15 protein-coding genes are annotated in these 18,972 nt (G+C 66.3%); 8 read left to right on the forward strand and 7 right to left on the reverse strand.

Features of this window, described 5'->3' with window-relative positions:
• Positions 1-54 precede the first annotated feature (54 nt).
• Genes CEW88_RS18355 through CEW88_RS25245 form a run of 3 tightly spaced genes read left to right on the forward strand, consistent with a single transcriptional unit; the run spans position 55 to position 3,878 of the window.
• Complete coding sequence (locus tag CEW88_RS18355) at positions 55-840, forward strand: DeoR/GlpR family DNA-binding transcription regulator (RefSeq protein WP_108969542.1); 786 nt, start codon at positions 55-57, stop codon at positions 838-840.
• Between the two features lie 21 nt (positions 841-861).
• Entirely contained in the window at positions 862-3,468 is a 2,607-nt protein-coding gene (locus tag CEW88_RS25130; protein WP_438839484.1) for an FAD-dependent oxidoreductase, read from the forward strand.
• Positions 3,387-3,878, forward strand: a complete 492-nt coding sequence (locus tag CEW88_RS25245; RefSeq protein WP_368074612.1) for a glycerol-3-phosphate dehydrogenase C-terminal domain-containing protein — start codon at positions 3,387-3,389, stop codon at positions 3,876-3,878. The genes CEW88_RS25130 and CEW88_RS25245 overlap by 82 nt, the downstream gene beginning before the upstream one ends.
• Before the next feature lie 430 nt (positions 3,879-4,308).
• On the opposite strand, the gene xylB is transcribed toward CEW88_RS25245, so the two are convergent.
• The 7 genes from xylB to CEW88_RS18415 form a co-directional block, all read right to left on the reverse strand.
• Positions 4,309-5,760: a xylulokinase gene (gene xylB, locus CEW88_RS18385; protein WP_108969545.1), complete on the reverse strand. Its 1,452-nt coding sequence runs from the start codon at positions 5,758-5,760 to the stop codon at positions 4,309-4,311.
• 182 nt (positions 5,761-5,942) lie between these two features.
• Positions 5,943-6,890, reverse strand: a complete 948-nt coding sequence (locus CEW88_RS18390; RefSeq protein ID WP_108969937.1) for an ABC transporter substrate-binding protein — start codon at positions 6,888-6,890, stop codon at positions 5,943-5,945.
• Positions 6,891-6,928: 38 nt separating this feature from the next.
• Positions 6,929-7,927, reverse strand: a complete 999-nt coding sequence (locus CEW88_RS18395; RefSeq protein ID WP_370457363.1) for an ABC transporter permease — start codon at positions 7,925-7,927, stop codon at positions 6,929-6,931.
• Positions 7,927-9,444, reverse strand: a complete 1,518-nt coding sequence (locus CEW88_RS18400; protein ID WP_108969547.1) for a sugar ABC transporter ATP-binding protein — start codon at positions 9,442-9,444, stop codon at positions 7,927-7,929. The genes CEW88_RS18395 and CEW88_RS18400 overlap by 1 nt, the downstream gene beginning before the upstream one ends.
• A gap of 10 nt (positions 9,445-9,454) precedes the next feature.
• Positions 9,455-10,597 (reverse strand): Gfo/Idh/MocA family protein, encoded by a 1,143-nt coding sequence (locus CEW88_RS18405; protein WP_217626458.1) that lies wholly within the window; start codon positions 10,595-10,597, stop codon positions 9,455-9,457.
• A gap of 1 nt (position 10,598) precedes the next feature.
• Complete coding sequence (locus CEW88_RS18410) at positions 10,599-11,654, reverse strand: sugar phosphate isomerase/epimerase family protein (protein WP_108969549.1); 1,056 nt, start codon at positions 11,652-11,654, stop codon at positions 10,599-10,601.
• 103 nt (positions 11,655-11,757) lie between these two features.
• Positions 11,758-12,816: a LacI family DNA-binding transcriptional regulator gene (locus CEW88_RS18415; RefSeq protein ID WP_217626459.1), complete on the reverse strand. Its 1,059-nt coding sequence runs from the start codon at positions 12,814-12,816 to the stop codon at positions 11,758-11,760.
• Between the two features lie 244 nt (positions 12,817-13,060).
• Between CEW88_RS18415 and CEW88_RS18420 the strand changes: the two genes are divergently transcribed.
• From CEW88_RS18420 to CEW88_RS18440, 5 genes are all read left to right on the forward strand, one after another.
• On the forward strand, positions 13,061-14,089 hold the full coding sequence (locus tag CEW88_RS18420) for a LacI family DNA-binding transcriptional regulator (RefSeq protein ID WP_108969553.1): 1,029 nt from the start codon (positions 13,061-13,063) through the stop codon (positions 14,087-14,089).
• A gap of 118 nt (positions 14,090-14,207) precedes the next feature.
• On the forward strand, positions 14,208-15,470 hold the full coding sequence (locus CEW88_RS18425; RefSeq protein WP_108969554.1) for an ABC transporter substrate-binding protein: 1,263 nt from the start codon (positions 14,208-14,210) through the stop codon (positions 15,468-15,470).
• 84 nt (positions 15,471-15,554) lie between these two features.
• Entirely contained in the window at positions 15,555-16,481 is a 927-nt protein-coding gene (locus CEW88_RS18430; RefSeq protein ID WP_108969556.1) for a carbohydrate ABC transporter permease, read from the forward strand.
• Positions 16,478-17,308: a carbohydrate ABC transporter permease gene (locus CEW88_RS18435; RefSeq protein WP_108969558.1), complete on the forward strand. Its 831-nt coding sequence runs from the start codon at positions 16,478-16,480 to the stop codon at positions 17,306-17,308. The genes CEW88_RS18430 and CEW88_RS18435 overlap by 4 nt, the downstream gene beginning before the upstream one ends.
• A 5-nt stretch (positions 17,309-17,313) precedes the next feature.
• Positions 17,314-18,972, forward strand: a complete 1,659-nt coding sequence (locus tag CEW88_RS18440; RefSeq protein ID WP_108969559.1) for a glycoside hydrolase family 43 protein — start codon at positions 17,314-17,316, stop codon at positions 18,970-18,972.

Consider the following 18,972-nt stretch of genomic DNA (forward strand, 5'->3'; position numbering starts at 1 on the left):
CGTACTTTTCTGCGAAACTCAAGGCTGCGACATACGAAGGGGAGCCCGGGCACGGTGGACCAGACAAGTGGCGAGCGGCGTTTGAAAAAACAGGAGCGGCACGCGCAAATCCTGCTGCAACTGAAACTCAGGCCGCACGTGCGGGTCGCGGAGCTTGCCGCCCTGTTCGGCGTGACCACAGAGACAGTACGCCGTGACATCGGCGCACTCGAGCGCGACGGGCTGTTGGAGCGCGCCCATGGCGGCGCTTCGGCGCCGCATCCCGGCGGGCACCGCGATCTTGACGCGCGCCGACGGGAACGGGTCGCCGAGCGCGAGCGGCTCGGCCGCTTTGCCGCGTCGCTGGTGCGCGACGGCGATGCGATCATGATCGACGCGGGCTCGACGACGATGGTCTTCGCCCGCTTCCTCGCCTTCGCGGAAACCCGGGTCACGGCGATCACCAACAGCCTACAGATCGGTATGATCCTCGGCCAGAGCGCCAATGCGCGCGTGCTTCTCGCGCCGGGAAGCTACCTGCCGCAGGAGGCGGCGGTGGTCGGCGTCGACACATGCGACTATCTTGCGCGCTACCACGTGGACTCGTGTTTTCTCGGAGCGGCTGGCCTCAGCGAAGCGGGTGTGACCGAGGCGGTGGACGGTTTTGCTCCGGTCAAGCAGGCGATGATGCGGCACTCCACGTCGTGCCGGTTTCTCATCGACGCAGGCAAGTTCGGGCGCACCCGGTTGAACCTTGTCACGCCGCTTGACGAAATGGATACGCTGGTCAGTGACCGCGCCCCGGAGGGCGCGCTTGCGGCACGTCTCTCCGAGAGCGGGGTCAGCATCCTCGTACCCTAGGGCCTCCCGACTCGGTGCTTTATTTCGGCTGCGTACAGCAAGGGCAGCCAAGCCTTTGCTTGCGAAACGGTGTTTTCGGACACACCCGATTACGACACCACCAAGCAAATCGCCTCTTTCGAGCACGACATGGTGAAACAGCCGGCGGGTCTTCTGCTGCATCCGATGCAGCCGGACCCGTTCATCGAACCGATCAACCGCGCCATCTCAGATGGCACGCAGGTGGTGACCTTTGCGGCGGATTCTCCGAAATCCAACCGCAGCGCCTCTATCACCTCCGACAACCTGGCCGAGGCGAAATTTGCTGCCGAGGAAATCGTCAAGCAGATCGGCGAGACGGGCTCCGCCGGGGGCGCGGTCGCGGCGATCCTCGAAGCCAAGTCGGACGTGCTGGTCATGCATGCGGATATCACCCCGGCGACGCTCGAGCACATCAAGGCCGGCAAGATCCACATGGCGCTGAGCCCGAATCAGGGCATACAGGGGTTCATGGGGTTCATGGCGACCTTCATGGCGGCGCATTCCGAAGTCTTCGATCCGTTCAACGACCACCGGACCTCGGGTTACAACCCGGTGCAGATCCCCCTCATCGACGGTATCCTCCAGCCCGACGGCGGCGAGATCCTCTGGGAAGGTGAGCCGGTCCGTATTGCATCACCAAGCGCCGCACAGCAGCTCGGGATCGGGCTGGCGCATCAGGAAATCGCCCTCTGCCCGGATATCTCGGTGGCCGAGAACATGTTCATGGCCGTCACCAACCAGAGCCGCCGCTTCCTTATGGATGCCGCCTCGCTCAAGCAGAAAGCCCGCGCCGTGCTGGGCCCAGCTGAGCGACATCGACCCGGGTGCGATCGCTCGGGACCTGCCGATATCGCATCAGCAGCTGGTCGAGATCGCCAAGACGCTGACGCTCGACTGCAAGGTCCTGATCCTCGACGAGCCGACCGCCGCACTGACAGACCACGAGGTACAGGCCCTCTTTGGGATCATGCAAAGAATGTCGGCGCAGGGCAGGGCGTCATCCGCGGGTCGATCCTGCTCACCGCGGTCTCCATCGATCACCGCATGAACAATAAGCGCGACGCCGGGGGCAAGGCGCTGAGCGCGGTCGTCGAGACCCTCGACGTCACCGTCGTGCCGCTCACCGGCGGGGTGCAGGACAAGGTCTACACGGATGTGAACCATCTCGTGGCGCGCATGGCAGAACGGCTCGGCGGCAAGCCGATCCTGATCCACACGCCGCTCTTTGCCGAGAACCGGGCGCAGCGTGACATGCTGACTGGCATGGCGCCGATCAAGCGGGTCTTCGACCTTGCCCGCACTGCCAATGTCGCGTTCACCGGCATCGGCTCGGTCGAGCCGCGCGGATCGAGCTGCTACGACCTCAATCCGGTGCCCGAAGCCGATCGCAAGATGCTCGTGGGCATGGGGATCGCCGCCGAGTTCATGGCGCATCTGATCGGCATCAACGGGCAGGTGGCGGACTACGAGCGCAACCAGCGCCTCGTGGCCCTGCATCCGCATGACACGGCGCCCGCCTACGGGCAGGGGCTGGCCGAGGAGATCGTCGGCAAGGCCCTCGTGGGGCGCCGCGACAAGGTTGTGCTGGCGACGAAGCGACGTCTGCTCGGAGGTCAGCGCAGCCCCCTCGAGGATGATCCACGGCGGCCTGCGCTATCTCGAGAACGGCGAATTCGGGCTGGTGAAGGAGTCACGCGCGGAGCGCGGCGCGCTGCCAATGAAGATCGGCCTGATGCTCTACGATCCTGTGACCCGCGGGCGTGGCGCCCTGCCCCCGCACCAGGCCCGCAACGGCAGGGCAACAGGCCAGAACTGGTCGGCCTCCTACCAGATGCGTGGATTTCCTATCACGAACGCCTCGGTCTCGAACTCGTGGACGACACCGCACGGATGGCGCCGGAGTCGCCTGCCCTGACCTATGAAGAGCTCGCCCGCGACGGGGATCGTTTCAGGTTGACCGATCTTGAGACCGGAGAGGGTTTGCCCATCGCGGCGCGCTTGCTTGTTAACGCCGCTGGCGCCTGGCTCGACGAGGTGCGGTGGGACGACGACGCGCGGAGCGGCGCCCCCATGGTGTCGGGAACACAGCGATCACACGTCATCCTCGACAACCCCGCGCTGCGCGCAGCGCTCGGTGGTCACATGATCTACTTCGAAAACTTCGACGGGCGGGTCTGCATCATCTTTCCCTACCTTGGCAAGGTGCTTGCCGGCTCCACCGACATCCGCGTCGAGATACCGACGCGGACCGCCAGCACCGAGCCGGAGCGCCGCTATATGCTCGAAGCGGTCGGGAGGCTCTTTCCCGGGTTACCGTTCGCGGAGGAGGATACCGTTTTCAGCTACAGCGGGATAAGGCCCCTGCCCCAAAGCAACCACGCCTTCACCGGCCGCATCTCGCGCAGGCATTACCCCACCGGATCGACGGCACGGTGCCGCAGATCTGCATGGTCGGGGGCAAGGGGACGACCTTCCAGGCCTTTGCCGAGCAGACGACCGACGTCGTGCTCGCCGAATTCGGACGCATGCGTGCGGCGTGCACTGGGACCCTGCCGATCGGCGGTGGGCGCGATTTTCCCGGAAGCGCCGCACTTCGGCCAGCGCTAAGGCAACGCTTCGGCGTTTCGGAAGACCGCGCCGCGCGCATGGCCGAAACCTATGGACCCCGCGCGCAGGATGTTCTGGCGTTCTGCGCCGACCGCGGCGATGACCTGCCGCTGACGAGCGATTGCACCCTGACCGCCGCCGAGATTGCCTGGGTGACCGCGCACGACCGCGCCCTGCACCTGTCGGACGTCGTGCTTCAGAGAATTTTTCGACGTGGTCTCAAGCGCCATGGGATAGGGGGTGGTCGCGCCCGAGGAGGCATCGATCATCGTCGGGGCGGGAACCCCGGGCTGCGCCTTTGCCAACTGGCTGAGCGCCGACCCGAAGTGCCGCGTGCTCTTGTTCGAGGCCGACGGCGTTGGAAGCTGGCCCGGCGCCGCTGGTCCCCCAGGCTGCGTGCAGGGGGGTGAACGGCCCGCGGGTGGTGGATGCCTCTAGCTCACGCCCCGGATCGCGCCCAGCAACACCGACTCCACGACTGTTACGACCGCCGAGAAAGCTACTGACTTGATCCTGCATCCTGAAAGCTGTGTGGTTTGGCTTGCTACGCTTCTCAGCACCCATCACCCATCACCCGTCGTGCAGTCTAGGCATTGCCGCGTCCAGAGCGCAGCCTCGACCGGCGCGACTGGCGCGGTCGCGCCATCGCTTGATGCCGGAGGCGCTCTGCGCCAGACCATTTCCGGTCGCGTTCTTCTGGCAAGGGTTCGAAACGAAGGCGCCCGGTCACCTCGATCCCTGACGCCCTCTGCTCGCTCGGGTCGGCAAGGCGGGTTCCACCCATCCGGACCTTGTTCCCAAGCTCGATGCGATCAGAGGGCTTGCACCACTGGATGCAGGCTATTGAACCGACCGGATCGCGGCGTAGGCACCTCGGAACCGCTGGTAGGCATCGTCGAAGGCGGAGCGCAGCGCCGGCTCGGGCGCGATCTCTTCGCGGATCGCCGGCGTGGACATCACATCCTCGACCCGGTGAGCACCCGAGGCGACCATTCCGAGCCGCGCCGCCCCAAGTGCCGCACCGAACTCGCCGCCGCTCGGCAGATCCAGCGTCACGTCGAGCGCCGTGGCGATCAGCTTGAGCCAGTAGCGCGACCCAGTGCCGCCGCCGATGGCGATGAGCCGGTCGAGACGCAGGCCGGTCACTTCCAGCGCGGCCTGGCTGTCGCGCAGCCCGAAGGTGACGCCCTCGAGCACTGCCCGCGTGAGGTCGTCGCGGGTGGTTTCCGCCCCGAGCCCGGTGAAACTGCCGCGGATCTCGGCGTCGTTGTGCGGTGTTCGCTCGCCAGACAGGTAGGGCAGGAAGCGGACGCGACCGGGTGCGCGCAGCGTCTCGCCCAAAGGCGCCGTGAGCTCTTTCGGCGTGGTGCCGGTGATCCGCGCGAGCCAGTTGAGACTATCGGTTGCCGACAGCATCACCCCCATCTGGTACCAGCGTCCGGGCACCGCGTGGCAGAAGGTGTGCAGCGCGGTTTCGGGCGCCGGGCGGTAACCGTCGCGCGCTGCCAAAAGCACCCCCGAGGTGCCGAGCGAGACGAACCCCTGGCCCTCGTTCATCGCACCGATGCCGCAAGCCGCGGCGGCGTTGTCGCCTGCCCCTGCGGCGATCACCACCTCGCCCGACACACCCCAGCGTGCGGCCAGCTCCGGCTTCAGCCGCCTGCCGGGCTCGCACCCCTCGAGCAACTGGGGCATCTGCTCGCGCCGCATTCCCCCCGCCTCCAGCAGCTCTTCGGACCAGTCGCGTGCGCCGGTGTCGAGCCATGAGGTGCCGGCGCTGTCGGACATGTCGGCGAAATAGCTGCCGGTCAGGTGGTAATTCATGTAGGCGGCCGGCAGCAGCACCTTGGCAACCTTGGAGAAATTCTCTGGCTCGTGCTTGCGCACCCAGGCGAGCTTCGGCGCGGTGAAGCCGGGAAAGACGATATTGCCCGAAAGGTCGCGGACGCCCTCCATGGCATCCAGCTCCGCCGCCTCGATATGCGAGCGGGTATCGTTCCACAGGATGCAGGGGCGGATCACCTTTCCCGCCGCGTCGAGCAGCGTGGCCCCATGCATGTGGCCGGCGACGCCGATACCGCGAAGCCCGGCGAACTCGGGATGGGCCGCGCGCAGCTCCTCGACCGCGGCGTCGAGCGCGGCAATCCACTCTGCGGGATCCTGCTCCGACCAGCCCGAATGCGGATGCTGCGCCTCATACGTATTCTCGGCGGCGCCGAGCGGCGCACCGCCTTCGTCCACCAGAAGGGCGCGCAGCCCCGATGTGCCAAGATCGACACCCAAGTATGCCATTCTATTCTCTCCCGTGAGCGGTCACAGCACGAGGCACGCCCCGCTGCTGAGACCGACATCACCCTGCCGGCCTCGCTGGTCCGCACAGTTTCGCGTCATGTGATCTGATCGTGTCGCAAACGCCGTCCGTGGCGCTGCGGGCGTATCCGGGCGGGCATCCCTGCCCGCCCGGTCAAGACCCCTTAGAAGGGGCTGTCAGGGTAGTAGAACTGCTCGGCGTTCTCGGGGGTGATCAGCACCGATCCGATGGTGAAGGTGCCCGAGACCGGCGCGTTCGAGGTCAAACCGACCGCGGTCAGCTCGATCGCCGTGGCGATCATCGACGGCGGGTAGGTCACGTCGGCGGGGATCATCGCGTCGCCATCCATCACGCGCTTGATCATCTCCTTCATGCCGGCGCCGCCGAGCACGAACTTGACGTCATCGCGCCCGGCCGCATCGATCGCCGCCAGCACACCTACCGCCATGTCGTCATCCGAGGCCCAGACCGCATCGATCTGCTCATGCTTGGACAGGAAGTCCTGCATGACGTTGAAGCTGTCATCGCGGTTCCAGTTGCCGTGCTCCATGTCGATGACCTCGATGCCCGAGCCCTCGATCGCCTGCTGGAACCCTTCGACCCGCTCGTTGTCGATGGTGGTGGGAATGCCGCGCAGGACGACGATCTTCCCGCCTTCGGGCATCTGCGAGACCATGTATTCGCCCGAGACGCGCCCGAAGCCGGGGTTGTCACCAGCGACGTAGAGGTCCTCGATCCCCTCCACCGATAGGCCGCGGTCCACCACGGTGACCCAGGCGCCGCTCTCGGCGACGGCCTGCACCGGCGGCGTCAGCGGGTCGGATTCGAAGGGCAGCACGACCAGCGCGTCGATGCCGCGCGTCGCCACCATGTCCTCGATGTCGTTGACCTGCTTGCCCGGATCAGAGGCCGTGGCGAGCACGAAATCGAGCTGCGGATAGACCTCCTCGAGCCGCTCGACGGTCTGCTGCGCGTGGAAGTTCATGCCGCCCGCCCAGCCATGGGTCGCCGCGGGGATCGACACGCCGATCACCTTGGTCTCGCCATCCTGCGCCAGCGCTCCTCCTGCGCCGAGCGCCAAGGCCGTGCATCCGGCCAGCAGCGTCTTCATGTAAGACATTTCGGTTCCTCCCTAAGGTTGGCGCAGGGTTATCCCTTTGCCTTGGCTTCCCGCTGCAAGATCACCGCGAGAATGATGATGACCCCCTGGATCGCGCCGTTGAGATAGGGCGAGACCAGGTCGGTCAGATTCAGGATGTTGTCGATCATGCTCAGGATCAGCACGCCGATCACCGTGCCCCAGACCCGGCCGAAACCGCCCTTGAGGATGGTGCCGCCGATGATCACCGCCGCGATCGCCTCGAGCTCCCACAACACGCCGGTCGAGGCCGAGGCCGAGCCGAGCCGCGGCACATACATGATCGTCGCCACGCCGACGAGCATTCCCAGCATGGCATAGGTCATCAGCCGGGTGCGGTTAACGTTGACGTTCGAATAATGCGCCACGCTCTCGTTCGATCCGATCGCCGCGCAGTGCCGGCCGAAGCGGGCGCGGCTCATCAGAACCTCGCCGACGATGACCGTGAGCGCGAAGACGATGATCGGCCAGCTGATCCCGAAGAGCCCGCCGAAGTAGACCGGCCGGTAGAAGGTGCGCAGCCCGAAATCGAGGCTCAGCGTGCCGCCGTCCGCCAGCCAGGTGACAAGGCTGCGGTAGATGCCCATGCTGCCGAGCGTGACGATGAAGGCCTCGATCCCCAGCGTGGTGATCAGGAAACCGTTGATCAACCCTGCGGCGATCCCCGCCAACAGCGCCACCGCCATGCCCAGCAGAATGATCGGGATGCCGACCCCAAGGACCGGCAGCGCCGCGTTCATCACCAGGATCATCAGCCCCGCGATGAAGGCCGCCATCGAGCCCACCGACAGGTCAAGCCCGCCGGCGGTGATCACGAAGGTCATGCCCACCGCGATGATGCCGATGAAGGCGGAGCGGGCCAGCACGTTGGTGATGTTGGCGGCGCTGAGGAAGTTGGAGTTCAGCGCGGTCCCCACCACGATCAGCACCAGAAGCGCGATCACCGGCCCCAGAACGCTCATCGAGGGGAGCGCCCTGCGAGGCTTGGTCGCCGCAGTTTCGGTCGTCATCATGCCACCCTTTCCGTGCTGCCCGTTCCAACGCCCATGGCGTGGCGGACGATTGTGTCTTCGGTGATCTGGTCGCCGGTCAGCTCCTTGGCGATCCGGCCCATGCGCATCACCATCACCCTGTCCGACAGGCCGATCACCTCCTGCATCTCGGACGAGATCACCACGATCCCATGGCCTTCTTCCGCGAGTTTGCGGAGGAAGGCGTAAATCTGCTGCTTGGTGCCGATGTCGATGCCGCGCGTCGGCTCATCGACGATCAGGATCATCGGATCGGACTGCATCACCTTGGCCAGCAAGAGCTTTTGCTGGTTGCCGCCCGACAGGTTGCCGACGCGCATGTCGCGCGCCCCGGCGCGGATGTCGAACTCTTCGATGGCGCGGTCGAGCGCGCGCTCCTCGGCGGCAAAGTCGATCAGCATCCGGCCGTATTTGTGCAGCGCCTGCAGGGTCAGGTTCTCGCGCATGCCCTTGCCCAGCAGCAGCCCGCGCAGCTTGCGGTCCTCTGTCAGGTAGCACAGCCCCTGCTCCAGCGCGTCGCCGGGCCGCGTGATGCTGACCGGCGTGCCGCCGATCTCGATGCGCGTGCTTGTCGCTGGCCGCAGCCCGCAGAGCCCCTCCATCGCCTCGGTGCGGCCCGAGCCGATCAGCCCTGCGATCCCGAGGATCTCGCCCCTGTGCAGGTCGAAAGAGATGTCACTGGCGCGGCCCGGAACGCTCAGCCCCTCGACACGCAGCAGCACCTCGCGGTCCGGCGCCGCGTCCGGCTTGTCGGGATAGAGGTCCGAGACATCCCGGCCCACCATCGCCGTGGCCATCTGGTCCTCGGTGATCTCGCCAGCCGGGCCGTCGTGCACCAGCGTGCCGTCGCGCAGCACGGTCACCGTGTCGGCGATCTCGGCCACCTCGCCAAGCTTGTGCGAGGTGAACAGGATTGCCGTGCCCGCCGCCTTCAGCGCCCGCACCTGCTCAAACAGGATGCGCGTCTCCGAGCCGGTCAGCACGGCGGTCGGCTCGTCCATCACCAGCACCCGCGCGTCGCGGCTGAGGGCCTTGGCGATCTCGACCATCTGCTTGTCCGAGTTCGACAGTTTCGACACCAGCGTGTCCGGGTCGATGTGGCAGTCGATGCGCGCGAGATACTCGCGCGTGAGCCGGCGCATCCGGGCCTTGTCGAGCAGCCAGCCCTTCCGCAGCTCGCGCCCCAGAAAGATGTTCTGCTCGACCGTCAGCTGCTCGGCGAGGTTGAACTCCTGGTGGATCATCACGATCCCCGCCTCTTCGCCATCGTGCAGCGAGCCGAAGGTCACCTCCTGCCCGTCCAGCAGGATCTGTCCCGCGCTCGGCGCCTCGATGCCGGCGAGGATTTTCATCGTCGTCGACTTGCCCGCGCCGTTCTCGCCGATCAGCGCCAGCACCTCGCCCGCCCGCAGGTCGAGCGTGACCCCGTGGAGAACCTCCACGGGGCCGAAGCTCTTCGTCACCTGACGGAGCGCGAGGACGGAGGGTGCGCTCATGGCTTGGTCCTCACAGCTTGGTCCATGCCGCGTTGTCCCCCGCCGAGGCGACGCACGCGCGGATGAAGGCCATGCCCTCGAGCCCGGCCGCGATCCCCGGAAGAACGCCCATCACCGCCTCACGCGACGCGCCGCCCTGCACCGCACGGATCGCCTCGGCTGCCTCGGTATAGATCGTCGCGAAGCCCTCGAGATAGCCCTCCGGATGCCCCGACGGGATGCGGCTGACGGAGGTCGAGGCGTCGATGGCCCCCGGGCCATTGCGGGTCAGGCGGCGGGTCGGCTCGCCATGCGGCGTGAACCACAGGTAGTTGGGATCCTCCTGCGCCCACTCCAGCCCGCCCGTTTCGCCATAGACGCGCAGGCGCAAGCCGTTCTCGTTGCCCGGCGCGACCTGGCTGCACCAGAGCATGCCGCGCGCGCCGCCCTCGTAGCGCAGCAGAATATGGGCGTTGTCGTCGAGCTTGCGCCCCGCTCCGAAGCTTTGCAGATCGGCGGCCAGCTCGGCCCCGGTCAGGCCGGAGACGAAGCCCGCGAGGTTATAGGCATGGGTGCCGATGTCACCGATCGAGCCGCCTGCCCCGGACCGCTCGGGATCGGTGCGCCACTCGGCCTGCTTCACGCCCTCGGTCTCCACCGCGTCGGTCAGCCAGTCCTGCGGGTATTCCACCTGCACGATGCGGATCTTGCCAAGCGCACCGCCGGCGACCATCTGCCGGGCCTGCCGGATCATCGGATAGCCGGTGTAATTGTGGGTGAGGATAAACAGCGCCTTGCTCTCGGCCACCGCCTTTTCCATCGCCTCGGCATCCTCAAAGGTCGCGGTCAATGGCTTGTCGCAGATCACGTGGATGCCGCGAGACAGAAAGGCCTTCGCAGCGGGGAAATGCACGTGATTCGGGGTGACGATGCTGACCGCCTCGATGCCGTCCTCGCGCGCCGCCTCGGCCTCGGCCATCTCCTCGAAGCTGCCGTAGGAGCGCGCCGGGTCGAGCCCCAGCGCCTCGGCGCTGGCGCGGGCCTTCTCGGGGGTCGAGGAGAGCGCCCCGGCCACAAGGTCGAAGTGGCCGTCGATGCGGCTCGCAATGCGGTGGACCCCGCCGATGAAGGCGTCGTTGCCGCCGCCCACCATGCCCAGTCTGATACGTGTCATGTCAGCCGATCCCCAGCAGTTTCTTGTTGGTCGCCTCGTCGATATCTCCGCCCGCGAAGTCGTCGAAGGCGTGCGGCGTGACGCGGATGATGTGATCCTTGACGAATTGCGCGCCCTCGCGCGCGCCATCCTCGGGATGCTTCAGCGCGCATTCCCATTCGACCACGGCCCAGCCGTCGAAATCGATCGCCGCCATCTTCGCGAAGATCGCGCTGAAATCGACCTGCCCGTCGCCCAGGCTGCGGAACCGGCCGGCGCGGTCAACCCAGGGCTGGTAGCCGCCGTAGACGCCCTGGCGCCCGGTCGGATTGAACTCGGCGTCCTTGACGTGGAACATCTTGATGCGCTCGGCATAGATGTCGATGTTGTCGAGATAATCGAGGCATTGCAGCACGTAGTGCGAGGGATCGTAGAGCATGTTGCAGCGCGCATGGCCGTTCAGCTTGTCGAGGAACATCTCGAAGGTGATGCCGTCGTGCAGGTCTTCCATCGGGTGGATCTCGTAGCAGACGTCGACGCCGCAGTCCTCGGCATGGTCGAGGATCGGGCGCCAGCGCCGGGCCAGCTCGTCAAAGCCCGTGTCCACCATGCCCTGCGGGCGCTGCGGGAAGGGATAGACGAAGGGCCAGCAGAGCCCGCCGGAGAAGGTCACATGCTGGCCGATGCCAAGGTTCTTCGAGGCGGTAAGTGCCTTCTTGACCTGCTCCACGGCCCATTCGGTGCGCTCTTTCGGCTTGCCCTGCACCTCGGGCGCGGCAAAGCCGTCGACCCAGGCGTCATAGGCCGGGTGGACGGCAACGAGCTGCCCGAGAATGTGGGTCGACAGGTCGGTCACCTCGACGCCGTTGTCGCGCGCCTGCCCCGCCCATTCGTCGCAATAGGTCTGCGAAGTCGCCAGCTTGTCGAGATCGACAAGCCGCGCATCCCAGACCGGCACCTGCACGCCCTTGTAGCCGCAGTTGGCGGCCCACTTGGTGATGCCGTCCCAGGAATCGAACGGCGCGGTGTCACCTGCGAACTGTGCCAGAAACAGCCCCGGCCCCTTGATGGTCTTCATCGTCTCCTCCCTTTCACCGCCTGAACAAGGCGGCCTTCAATGGTCGTTCAACTTGCCGGTCTGCCGCGACACGGGGCGCGCGCCCCGGCGGTGGCCAGCCATGTCAGCCCGTAGACTCGAGCGCATCCGCCTGCGCCTGCGGCAGGTTCTCGCGCACGAAGATTGTCGGCACGATCGGGTCGGTCCGCAGCAGCTCGCGACGGTCGGCCAGCAGCGTCAGATGCTCGATCACCCTCGCCACCTCTTCCTCGGGGCGCTGGTCGATGATCACGTCGATGAGCCCCTCCTCGAGCGCACGCCGCGAATGCGGCACCAGCTCGTGCAGGAAGACATGGGGCCGCGCAGCATCCGGGGGTAGCGCCTCGAGCACCCGGACAAGCCCCGCATTCCCAGCGCCGGCGCTGTAGATCGCGGTGATCGCGGGATCCTCGGCCAGCGCCTGGCCGACCAGCGTCTCGACCAGTTCGAAGCGGTCGCGGCCCTCGACCACGGGCGCGATCTCGAATTCGCCGCCAATCACCTCGCGCATCCCCGCAAGCCGCTCGGCGTGGTCGCGCGCCGACAGCGCCCCGACCACCGGCAGCACCCGGCCCCTGCGCCCGCCGTGGGCCATGCGGATCAGCCGACCGACCGTGCGCCCCGCCACCACGTTGTCGATCCCCACATAAGCGTTTCGTTGCGATCCCGGCACGTCCGAGACCAGCGTGACCACCGGGATGTCGTGGGCCCTCAGCGCGGCAATGGCGGCCACTGTCTGCGCGTCATCGCTCGCGACCACGGCCACCCCATCGACCCGTGCTTCGGCCAGCGCCTCCATTCGCTTCGTCAGCGCCTCCGCATCGAAAGCCTCGACGCTTTCGACCAAGAGGCTGATGCGGTCGGACATCAGCCGCGACGCCGCCTCTGCGAACAGCGTCTGCACACGGCGAAAAAAGGCATTGGAGCCGGACGGCAATACGATTGCAAACCTGTAGAGGCGCTGCTGAGACAGGTTGGCGGCCGCCACATTGCGCACATAGCCCAACGCCTCGATCGCCGCATGCACGTTGCGTGCCGCCTTTTCGGAGACGCCCGCTCGGCCGTTCACGACACGATCGGCGGTCGCATAGCTGACACCAGCGCGACGCGCGACATCCGACAAAGTCGGTGGCCGTCTGTTCATCGTAGTCCTCCCTGCGCGCACGCTCGCAGCGAAACAGCGTTGCGTCAATCGAATTTTGATAGACGTCTATCAAAACCCGTCACCCAAGCCCGTCTCGGCAGCCTCCGGGAGAACCCCGCGATGCGAGGGCAAACTCATGGTGAGGCCATGAATTTCCTTCAGTTCACGAGCCTCCTCTGCTAATCTTTCAAAAATTGACGTACGTACCTTCCACAGGTCGCCATACCGGAGACGCACAGACCCGATGACCCGCCCGACAATTCACGACGTTGCCCGGGTTGCGGGCGTCAGCCTCTCGACCGTCGACAGAGTTCTGAACGACCGCGACGGCGTGCGCGAGAAAACCCGCGACCGGGTGCTCGACGCGATCGGCAGCCTTGGGTTCGAACGCAACCTCGCCGCCGCCAATCTCTCGCGCAAGCGACGCTATCGGCTCTGCTTCATCCTGCCTGACGGGCAGAACAGCTTCATGCACGCGCTCGAGGCACACGTCGCGGAAGAGGCCGCGGCGGTCCTGCGCGACTTCACGGTCATCGAGACGCGCAAGATTCCGGCCTTCGACGCGGGCGCGCTGGCTGAGATGCTGCGGAGCCTTGATCCCGAGACCGTCGACGGGGTCGCCATGGTGGCGACAGACGCCACCATCGTGCGCATTGCCGTGCGCGAACTGCGAGCCCGTGGCATCGCCGTCGTCACGCTGGTTTCGGACCTTCCAGGCTCTGAAAAGCAGGGGTTCATCGGCATTGACAACGTCCAGGCCGGTCGCACCGCGGGCAGCCTCCTGGGGCGTTTCTGCCGCGGCCGCACGGGCCGGATCGCGATGGTCAGCGGTTCGATGCTGGTGCGTGACCACGCCGAGCGGCGCCTCGGCTTCGAGCAGGTGCTGCGCACCGAGTTTCCCGAGCAGACGCTCATCGCTCCGCTCGAAGGGCGCGACGACAAGGACCTCGTGCGGGACCAACTGGCAGCGCAGCTCGCTGCGGACCCGGGGATCATCGGCGTCTACAGCATGGGCGCAGGCAACCGCGGCGTGGCCGAGGCGCTCGCCGGCCTGCCCCCCGAGAGGGATGTCTCGGTCGTGGTGCACGAGCTGACGCCCTATTCGCGCGAGGCGCTGCTGCACGGCAGCTTCGATGCCGTCCTGCATCAGGACAGCCGGCGCGAGGTGCAGGGGGCGATCCAGCTTCTGCGAAGCCTTCTGGACGGCCAACTGCCGTCACCCGCCATTGAGCCGATCCGCGTCGAGATCTACATGCGCGACAACCTGCCCTGAAAAAATCGCGGCAACTGATACATTGCGTCATGGCAGTTACTGACGTACGTTAGTCAAGAAATCAGATTCGCCGAAAGCGGGTGGAGGACCCGCGGTGAATCAGCCAAGGGAGGATTTCATGAGACATACCGTTGCCATAGCCGCGCTGATGGGCGGACTAGCATCGGCCGGGGGCGCAATGGCCCAGACCGAGATCAACGTGCTGCGCGTCGCCGTGAACGATGAGCAAGAGGCCTACTACGAGCAAATCGCCAAGGCGTTCGAGGCCGAGCACGAGGGTGTGAACGTCACCTTCGAGTACATCGCCAACGAGGCCTACAAGTCTAAGCTGCCGACGCTGCTACAGTCGGACGCGCGGCCCGACATCTTCTACAGCTGGGGCGGTCAGACCCTGGTCGAACAGGCCGAGGCAGGCTTCCTGCAGCCGATCAGCGACATGCTCCCCGAGGGATTTGCCGAAACCATCCCCGAGGCCGGGCTGACTGCCTATTCGGTGGACGGCACGCTCTACGGCCTGCCCCTTTATGCCACCGAGGTGGTGTTCTGGACCAACAAGGCGCTGACCGAGAAGGCCGGTGTCGATCTCGAAGCGATCAAGACCTGGGACGATTTCCTTGCCGCAGTACAGACGGTGAAGGATGCGGGGATCACGCCGATCATCGTCGGCGGGCAGGACAAGTGGCCGCTGCACTTCTACTGGAGCTACCTGGCTCTGCGCGAGGGCGGCAAGGACATCATCTCGCAGGCCATGGCAGGCGAGGATGGCGGCTTCGAGAACGAGGCCTTCGTGGCTGCAGGCAAGGACTTCCAGGAACTGACCGCGCTCGAGCCCTTCCAGCCCGGCTTCATGGGCACCACCTACGAGACCTCGAGCGGCATGTTCGCCGATGGCGCGGGCGCCTTCTACCTGATGGGCGACTGGGACTACCTGCCGATGCGCGAGCGTTCGACCAGCGGCGAGGGCCTGCCGGACGACCAACTGGCGATCGTCAACTTCCCGGCGGTCTCTGACCCTGTCGCCGAGGGCGGCGAAGGTGCGACGCTCGGCGGCATCAATGGTTGGGCCGTGTCGAATTCCGCGGAGCCCGAGGCGGTCGAATTCCTGGCCTACCTGCTCAGTGCCGAGAACCAGCGCGAGGCCGCGCGCCAGCAGATCTTCATCCCCATCGTCAAGGGCACCGGCGACGCGCTGGAGAACCAGTTCTACGCCAAGGTCTCGAAGGACGTCGAAGACAGCTCGTACCACCAGATCTTCCTCGACCAGTTCCTCGGAGCCTCGGTCGGTGCGACGGTCAACGACATCTCGGCCGACCTCGCCCAGGGCGCGATCACTCCGGAGGAGGCAGCAGCGCAGGTCCAGGAGGCCTGGAGCTTCCGCTGACGCCCCACTCCCAGAGCGCCGCGCGCCGTCCCTCTCGGCGCGCGGCATCCGTCCCCACTTCTTCCTGACATACCGGAGACTGGCATGGCCACTGCCGCCGCCAGCCGGAGATTGCCGGCGTCCGAACGCCTGCGCCGCAGCCTCGGAAACGGTCGCGTCAGCGCCGTCCTGATCCTGCTGCCTCCTGCGCTGATCCTCTTCACCCTCTTCGTGATCCTGCCGCTCGGCGAGTCCGGCTATTACTCGTTCTTCAACTGGAACGGCTACGGCGCCCCGACCGACTTCGTCGGGCTGGAGAATTACCAGCGGATCGCCGGGCATTCGATCTTCCACAAGGCGGTCGGCAACACCGTCAAGATCGTCGCGGTCTCGCTGCTGATCCAGATGCCGCTGGCTCTGGTCCTGGCGCTGCTGATCTTTCGCAAGACGCCGACCAACGCGGTGTTCCGGCTGATCTTCTTCCTGCCCTACATCCTTGCCGAGGTGGCGGCGGGCCTGATCTGGAGCTTTGTCTTCGACGGCAACTACGGTGTCACCGCCTCGATCGCGCAGTCGCTGGGCATGGAAAGCTTCTTCATCCTCGCCGACCGGGACTGGGCCTTTGTCGCAGTGATGACGGTGATCGTCTGGAAGTACTTCGGCTTTCACATGATGATCTACATCGCCGCCCTGCAATCGGTCCCCGAGGACCTGATCGAGGCGGGCCGGATCGAGGGCGCCAAGCGGCTGCAGATCGTGCGCTACGTGCAGATCCCGCACATCAAGCCGGCGATCATCGTCAGCGCCTTCTTCGCCATCATCGGTGCGCTACAGGTCTTCGACGTAATCATCCCGCTGACCAACGGCGGCCCCTCGAACCAGACCCACACGATCGTCACCTACCTCTACACCTTCGGCCTCACGCGCCTGAACATCGGCTTCGGCAGCGCCGTCGGGGTGATCCTCTTTGTCGCGGCGATCACCGTTGCGGTCTTCTACCAGCGCTTCTTCATGAAAGGCGACAAGGCATGACCCGCGGCCACCTGCTTCGCAACATCCTCCGCGTCGCCTTCCTGTGTCTCGTGGCGAGCTTCGTGCTCGCCCCGATGGTGGCGACGGTCCTGGGTGGCTTCAAGACCAATGCCGAGATCCGCACCAATGCCTTTGCCCTGCCGGCAAGCTGGAACTGGGAATTCTACGGCTCGATCGTCGCGGACCCGGCGTTCTGGCGCTACTTGGGCAACTCGCTGCTGATCTCGTCGGTTGCGGTGGTGCTCACGCTGATCGTCGGAGCCGCCGCCGCCTATGTCTTCGCGCAGATCAAGTTCTTCGGCTCGCGGATGCTGTTCTCCTATCTGCTTCTGGGGCTGATGTTTCCCTTCGCGACGGCGATCCTGCCGCTCTTCATCAAGGTGCGCGACGTCGGGCTGCTCGACACCTGGTGGGCGGTGATCCTGCCGCAGACCGCCTTTTCGCTGTCGCTCGCGATCCTGCTCTTCCGCACCTTCTTCGAGCAACTGCCGAAGGAGCTCTTCGAGGCCGCCTATATCGACGGCTGCGGCTACGTGCGGTTCTTCTGGCGCTTCACCCTGCCGCTCTCTGCGCCGATCCTGGCCACGGTGGGGGTCTTCGTCTTCGTGCAAAGCTGGAACAACTTCCTCTTGCCGCTGGTGGTGCTGAACTCGCGCGAGGTCTTCACCTGGCCGCTCGGCATGATGCAGTTCCGCGGTGAATACGTCACCGAATGGAACCGCACGCTGGCCTTCGTGACGCTCACGCTGGTGCCCGCCATCGTCTTCTTCCTCGCTGCGCAGAAATACATCGTCGCGGGGCTGACCGGCGGCGCCGTCAAAGGATGACTTCAATGACCGAAATCCGGAATCCGATCCTTCCCGGGTTCAACCCCGACCCCTCGATCGTGCGGGTGGGCGACGATTACTACATCGCCACCTCGACCTTCGAATGGTACCCGGGCGTGCAAATCCACCACTCGCGGGACCTGCGCAACTGGCAGCTGGTGAAGCGCCCGCTGGAGCGCGCGGCACAGCTCGACATGCGCGGCGATCCAGACTCCGGCGGGATCTGGGCGCCCTGCCTCACCTATGCGGATGGCCTCTTCTGGCTGATCTACACCGACGTGAAGCGCCGCGACGGGGCATGGAAGGACAGCCACAACTACCTCGTCACCGCGCCCTCGGTCGAGGGTCCCTGGTCCGATCCGATCTACCTCAATTCGTCGGGCTTCGATCCCTCGCTCTTCCACGACGAGGACGGGCGCAAATGGCTGCTCAACATGATCTGGGACCACAACCAGACTGGCGGTGACCGCTTTGGCGGCATCGTCTGCCAGGAGTACTCGGCGGAGGAGCAGCGCCTCGTCGGCCCGGTCCACAACATCTACCGCGGCACCGACCACAAGCTGACCGAGGGGCCGCATCTCTACCGCCGCGACGGCTGGTACTACCTGCTGACCGCCGAGGGCGGCACCGGCTACGATCACGCGGCCACGATGGCGCGCTCGCGCGACCTGCTCGGCCCCTACGAGACCGACCCGGCCAAGCACCTGCTCACCTCGAAGGACGCACCGGACGCCTACCTGCAGCGCGCCGGTCACGCCGACATCGTCGAGACGCAGGACGGTGAGCACTACCTTGTGCACCTCTGCTCGCGCCCGCTGGACGAGACGCGCGGCATCGAGACCGGCCGCGCGAAGGGCATCCATGCCGACGACGTGCGCCGCTCGCCGCTGGGCCGGGAGACCGCGATCCAGAAACTGGTCTGGCACAAGGACGAGTTCCCCCGCCTCGCGCACGGCGGCTGCGTGCCCGCCGCCTCGGTGGCGGCGCCGGATCTGCCCGAGCACCGGTTCGAGCCCGAGCCCGCCCGGCTGACCTTTGCCCCCGGCGCGCTGCCGCGGCCCCTGCAATGGCTGCGCAGCCCCGAGCCCGAGCGGCTCTTTTCGCTGACCGAGCGCCCCGGCGCGCTGCGCCTCTTCGGGCGCGAGGCCCCGGGCTCGCAGTTCGACCACGCGCTGGTGGCGCGGCGGCAGACCGATCTCGCCTTCACCGCCGAGACCGAGATCGACGTCACCCCCGGCGACTACCAGCAGTTCGCCGGGCTGATCTCCTGGTACGGGCGGTTCAAGTTCCACTACCTCGCGGTCACCGCCGACGCGACGGGCAACCGGCTGCTGACGGTCTACAGCTGCGCCGCCGATTGGCCCGACGCGCGGGTGAGCTACCCGGTCACGCCGATCCCCCTGCCCGCCTCCGGCACGGTGCGGCTTGGCATGGACGTCAACGGCGGCAGCCTGCGCTTCCGCTACGCGCTCGGCGAGAACGGCGACTGGCGGGACCTTGGGATCACGCTCGACCAGTCGGCAATATCGGACGAGGCCGGCAACGGGCCGGGCAACAACTTCACCGGCGCCTTCGTGGGCATGTGCGCGCATGACACATCGGGGCGCGGCCGCCCCGCCGATTTCCTGCATTTCACCTACGAGCACAACGAGCCCCGGACATGA

It is taken from the genome of Alloyangia pacifica, assembly GCF_003111685.1.
GTDB lineage: Bacteria > Pseudomonadota > Alphaproteobacteria > Rhodobacterales > Rhodobacteraceae > Salipiger > Salipiger pacificus_A.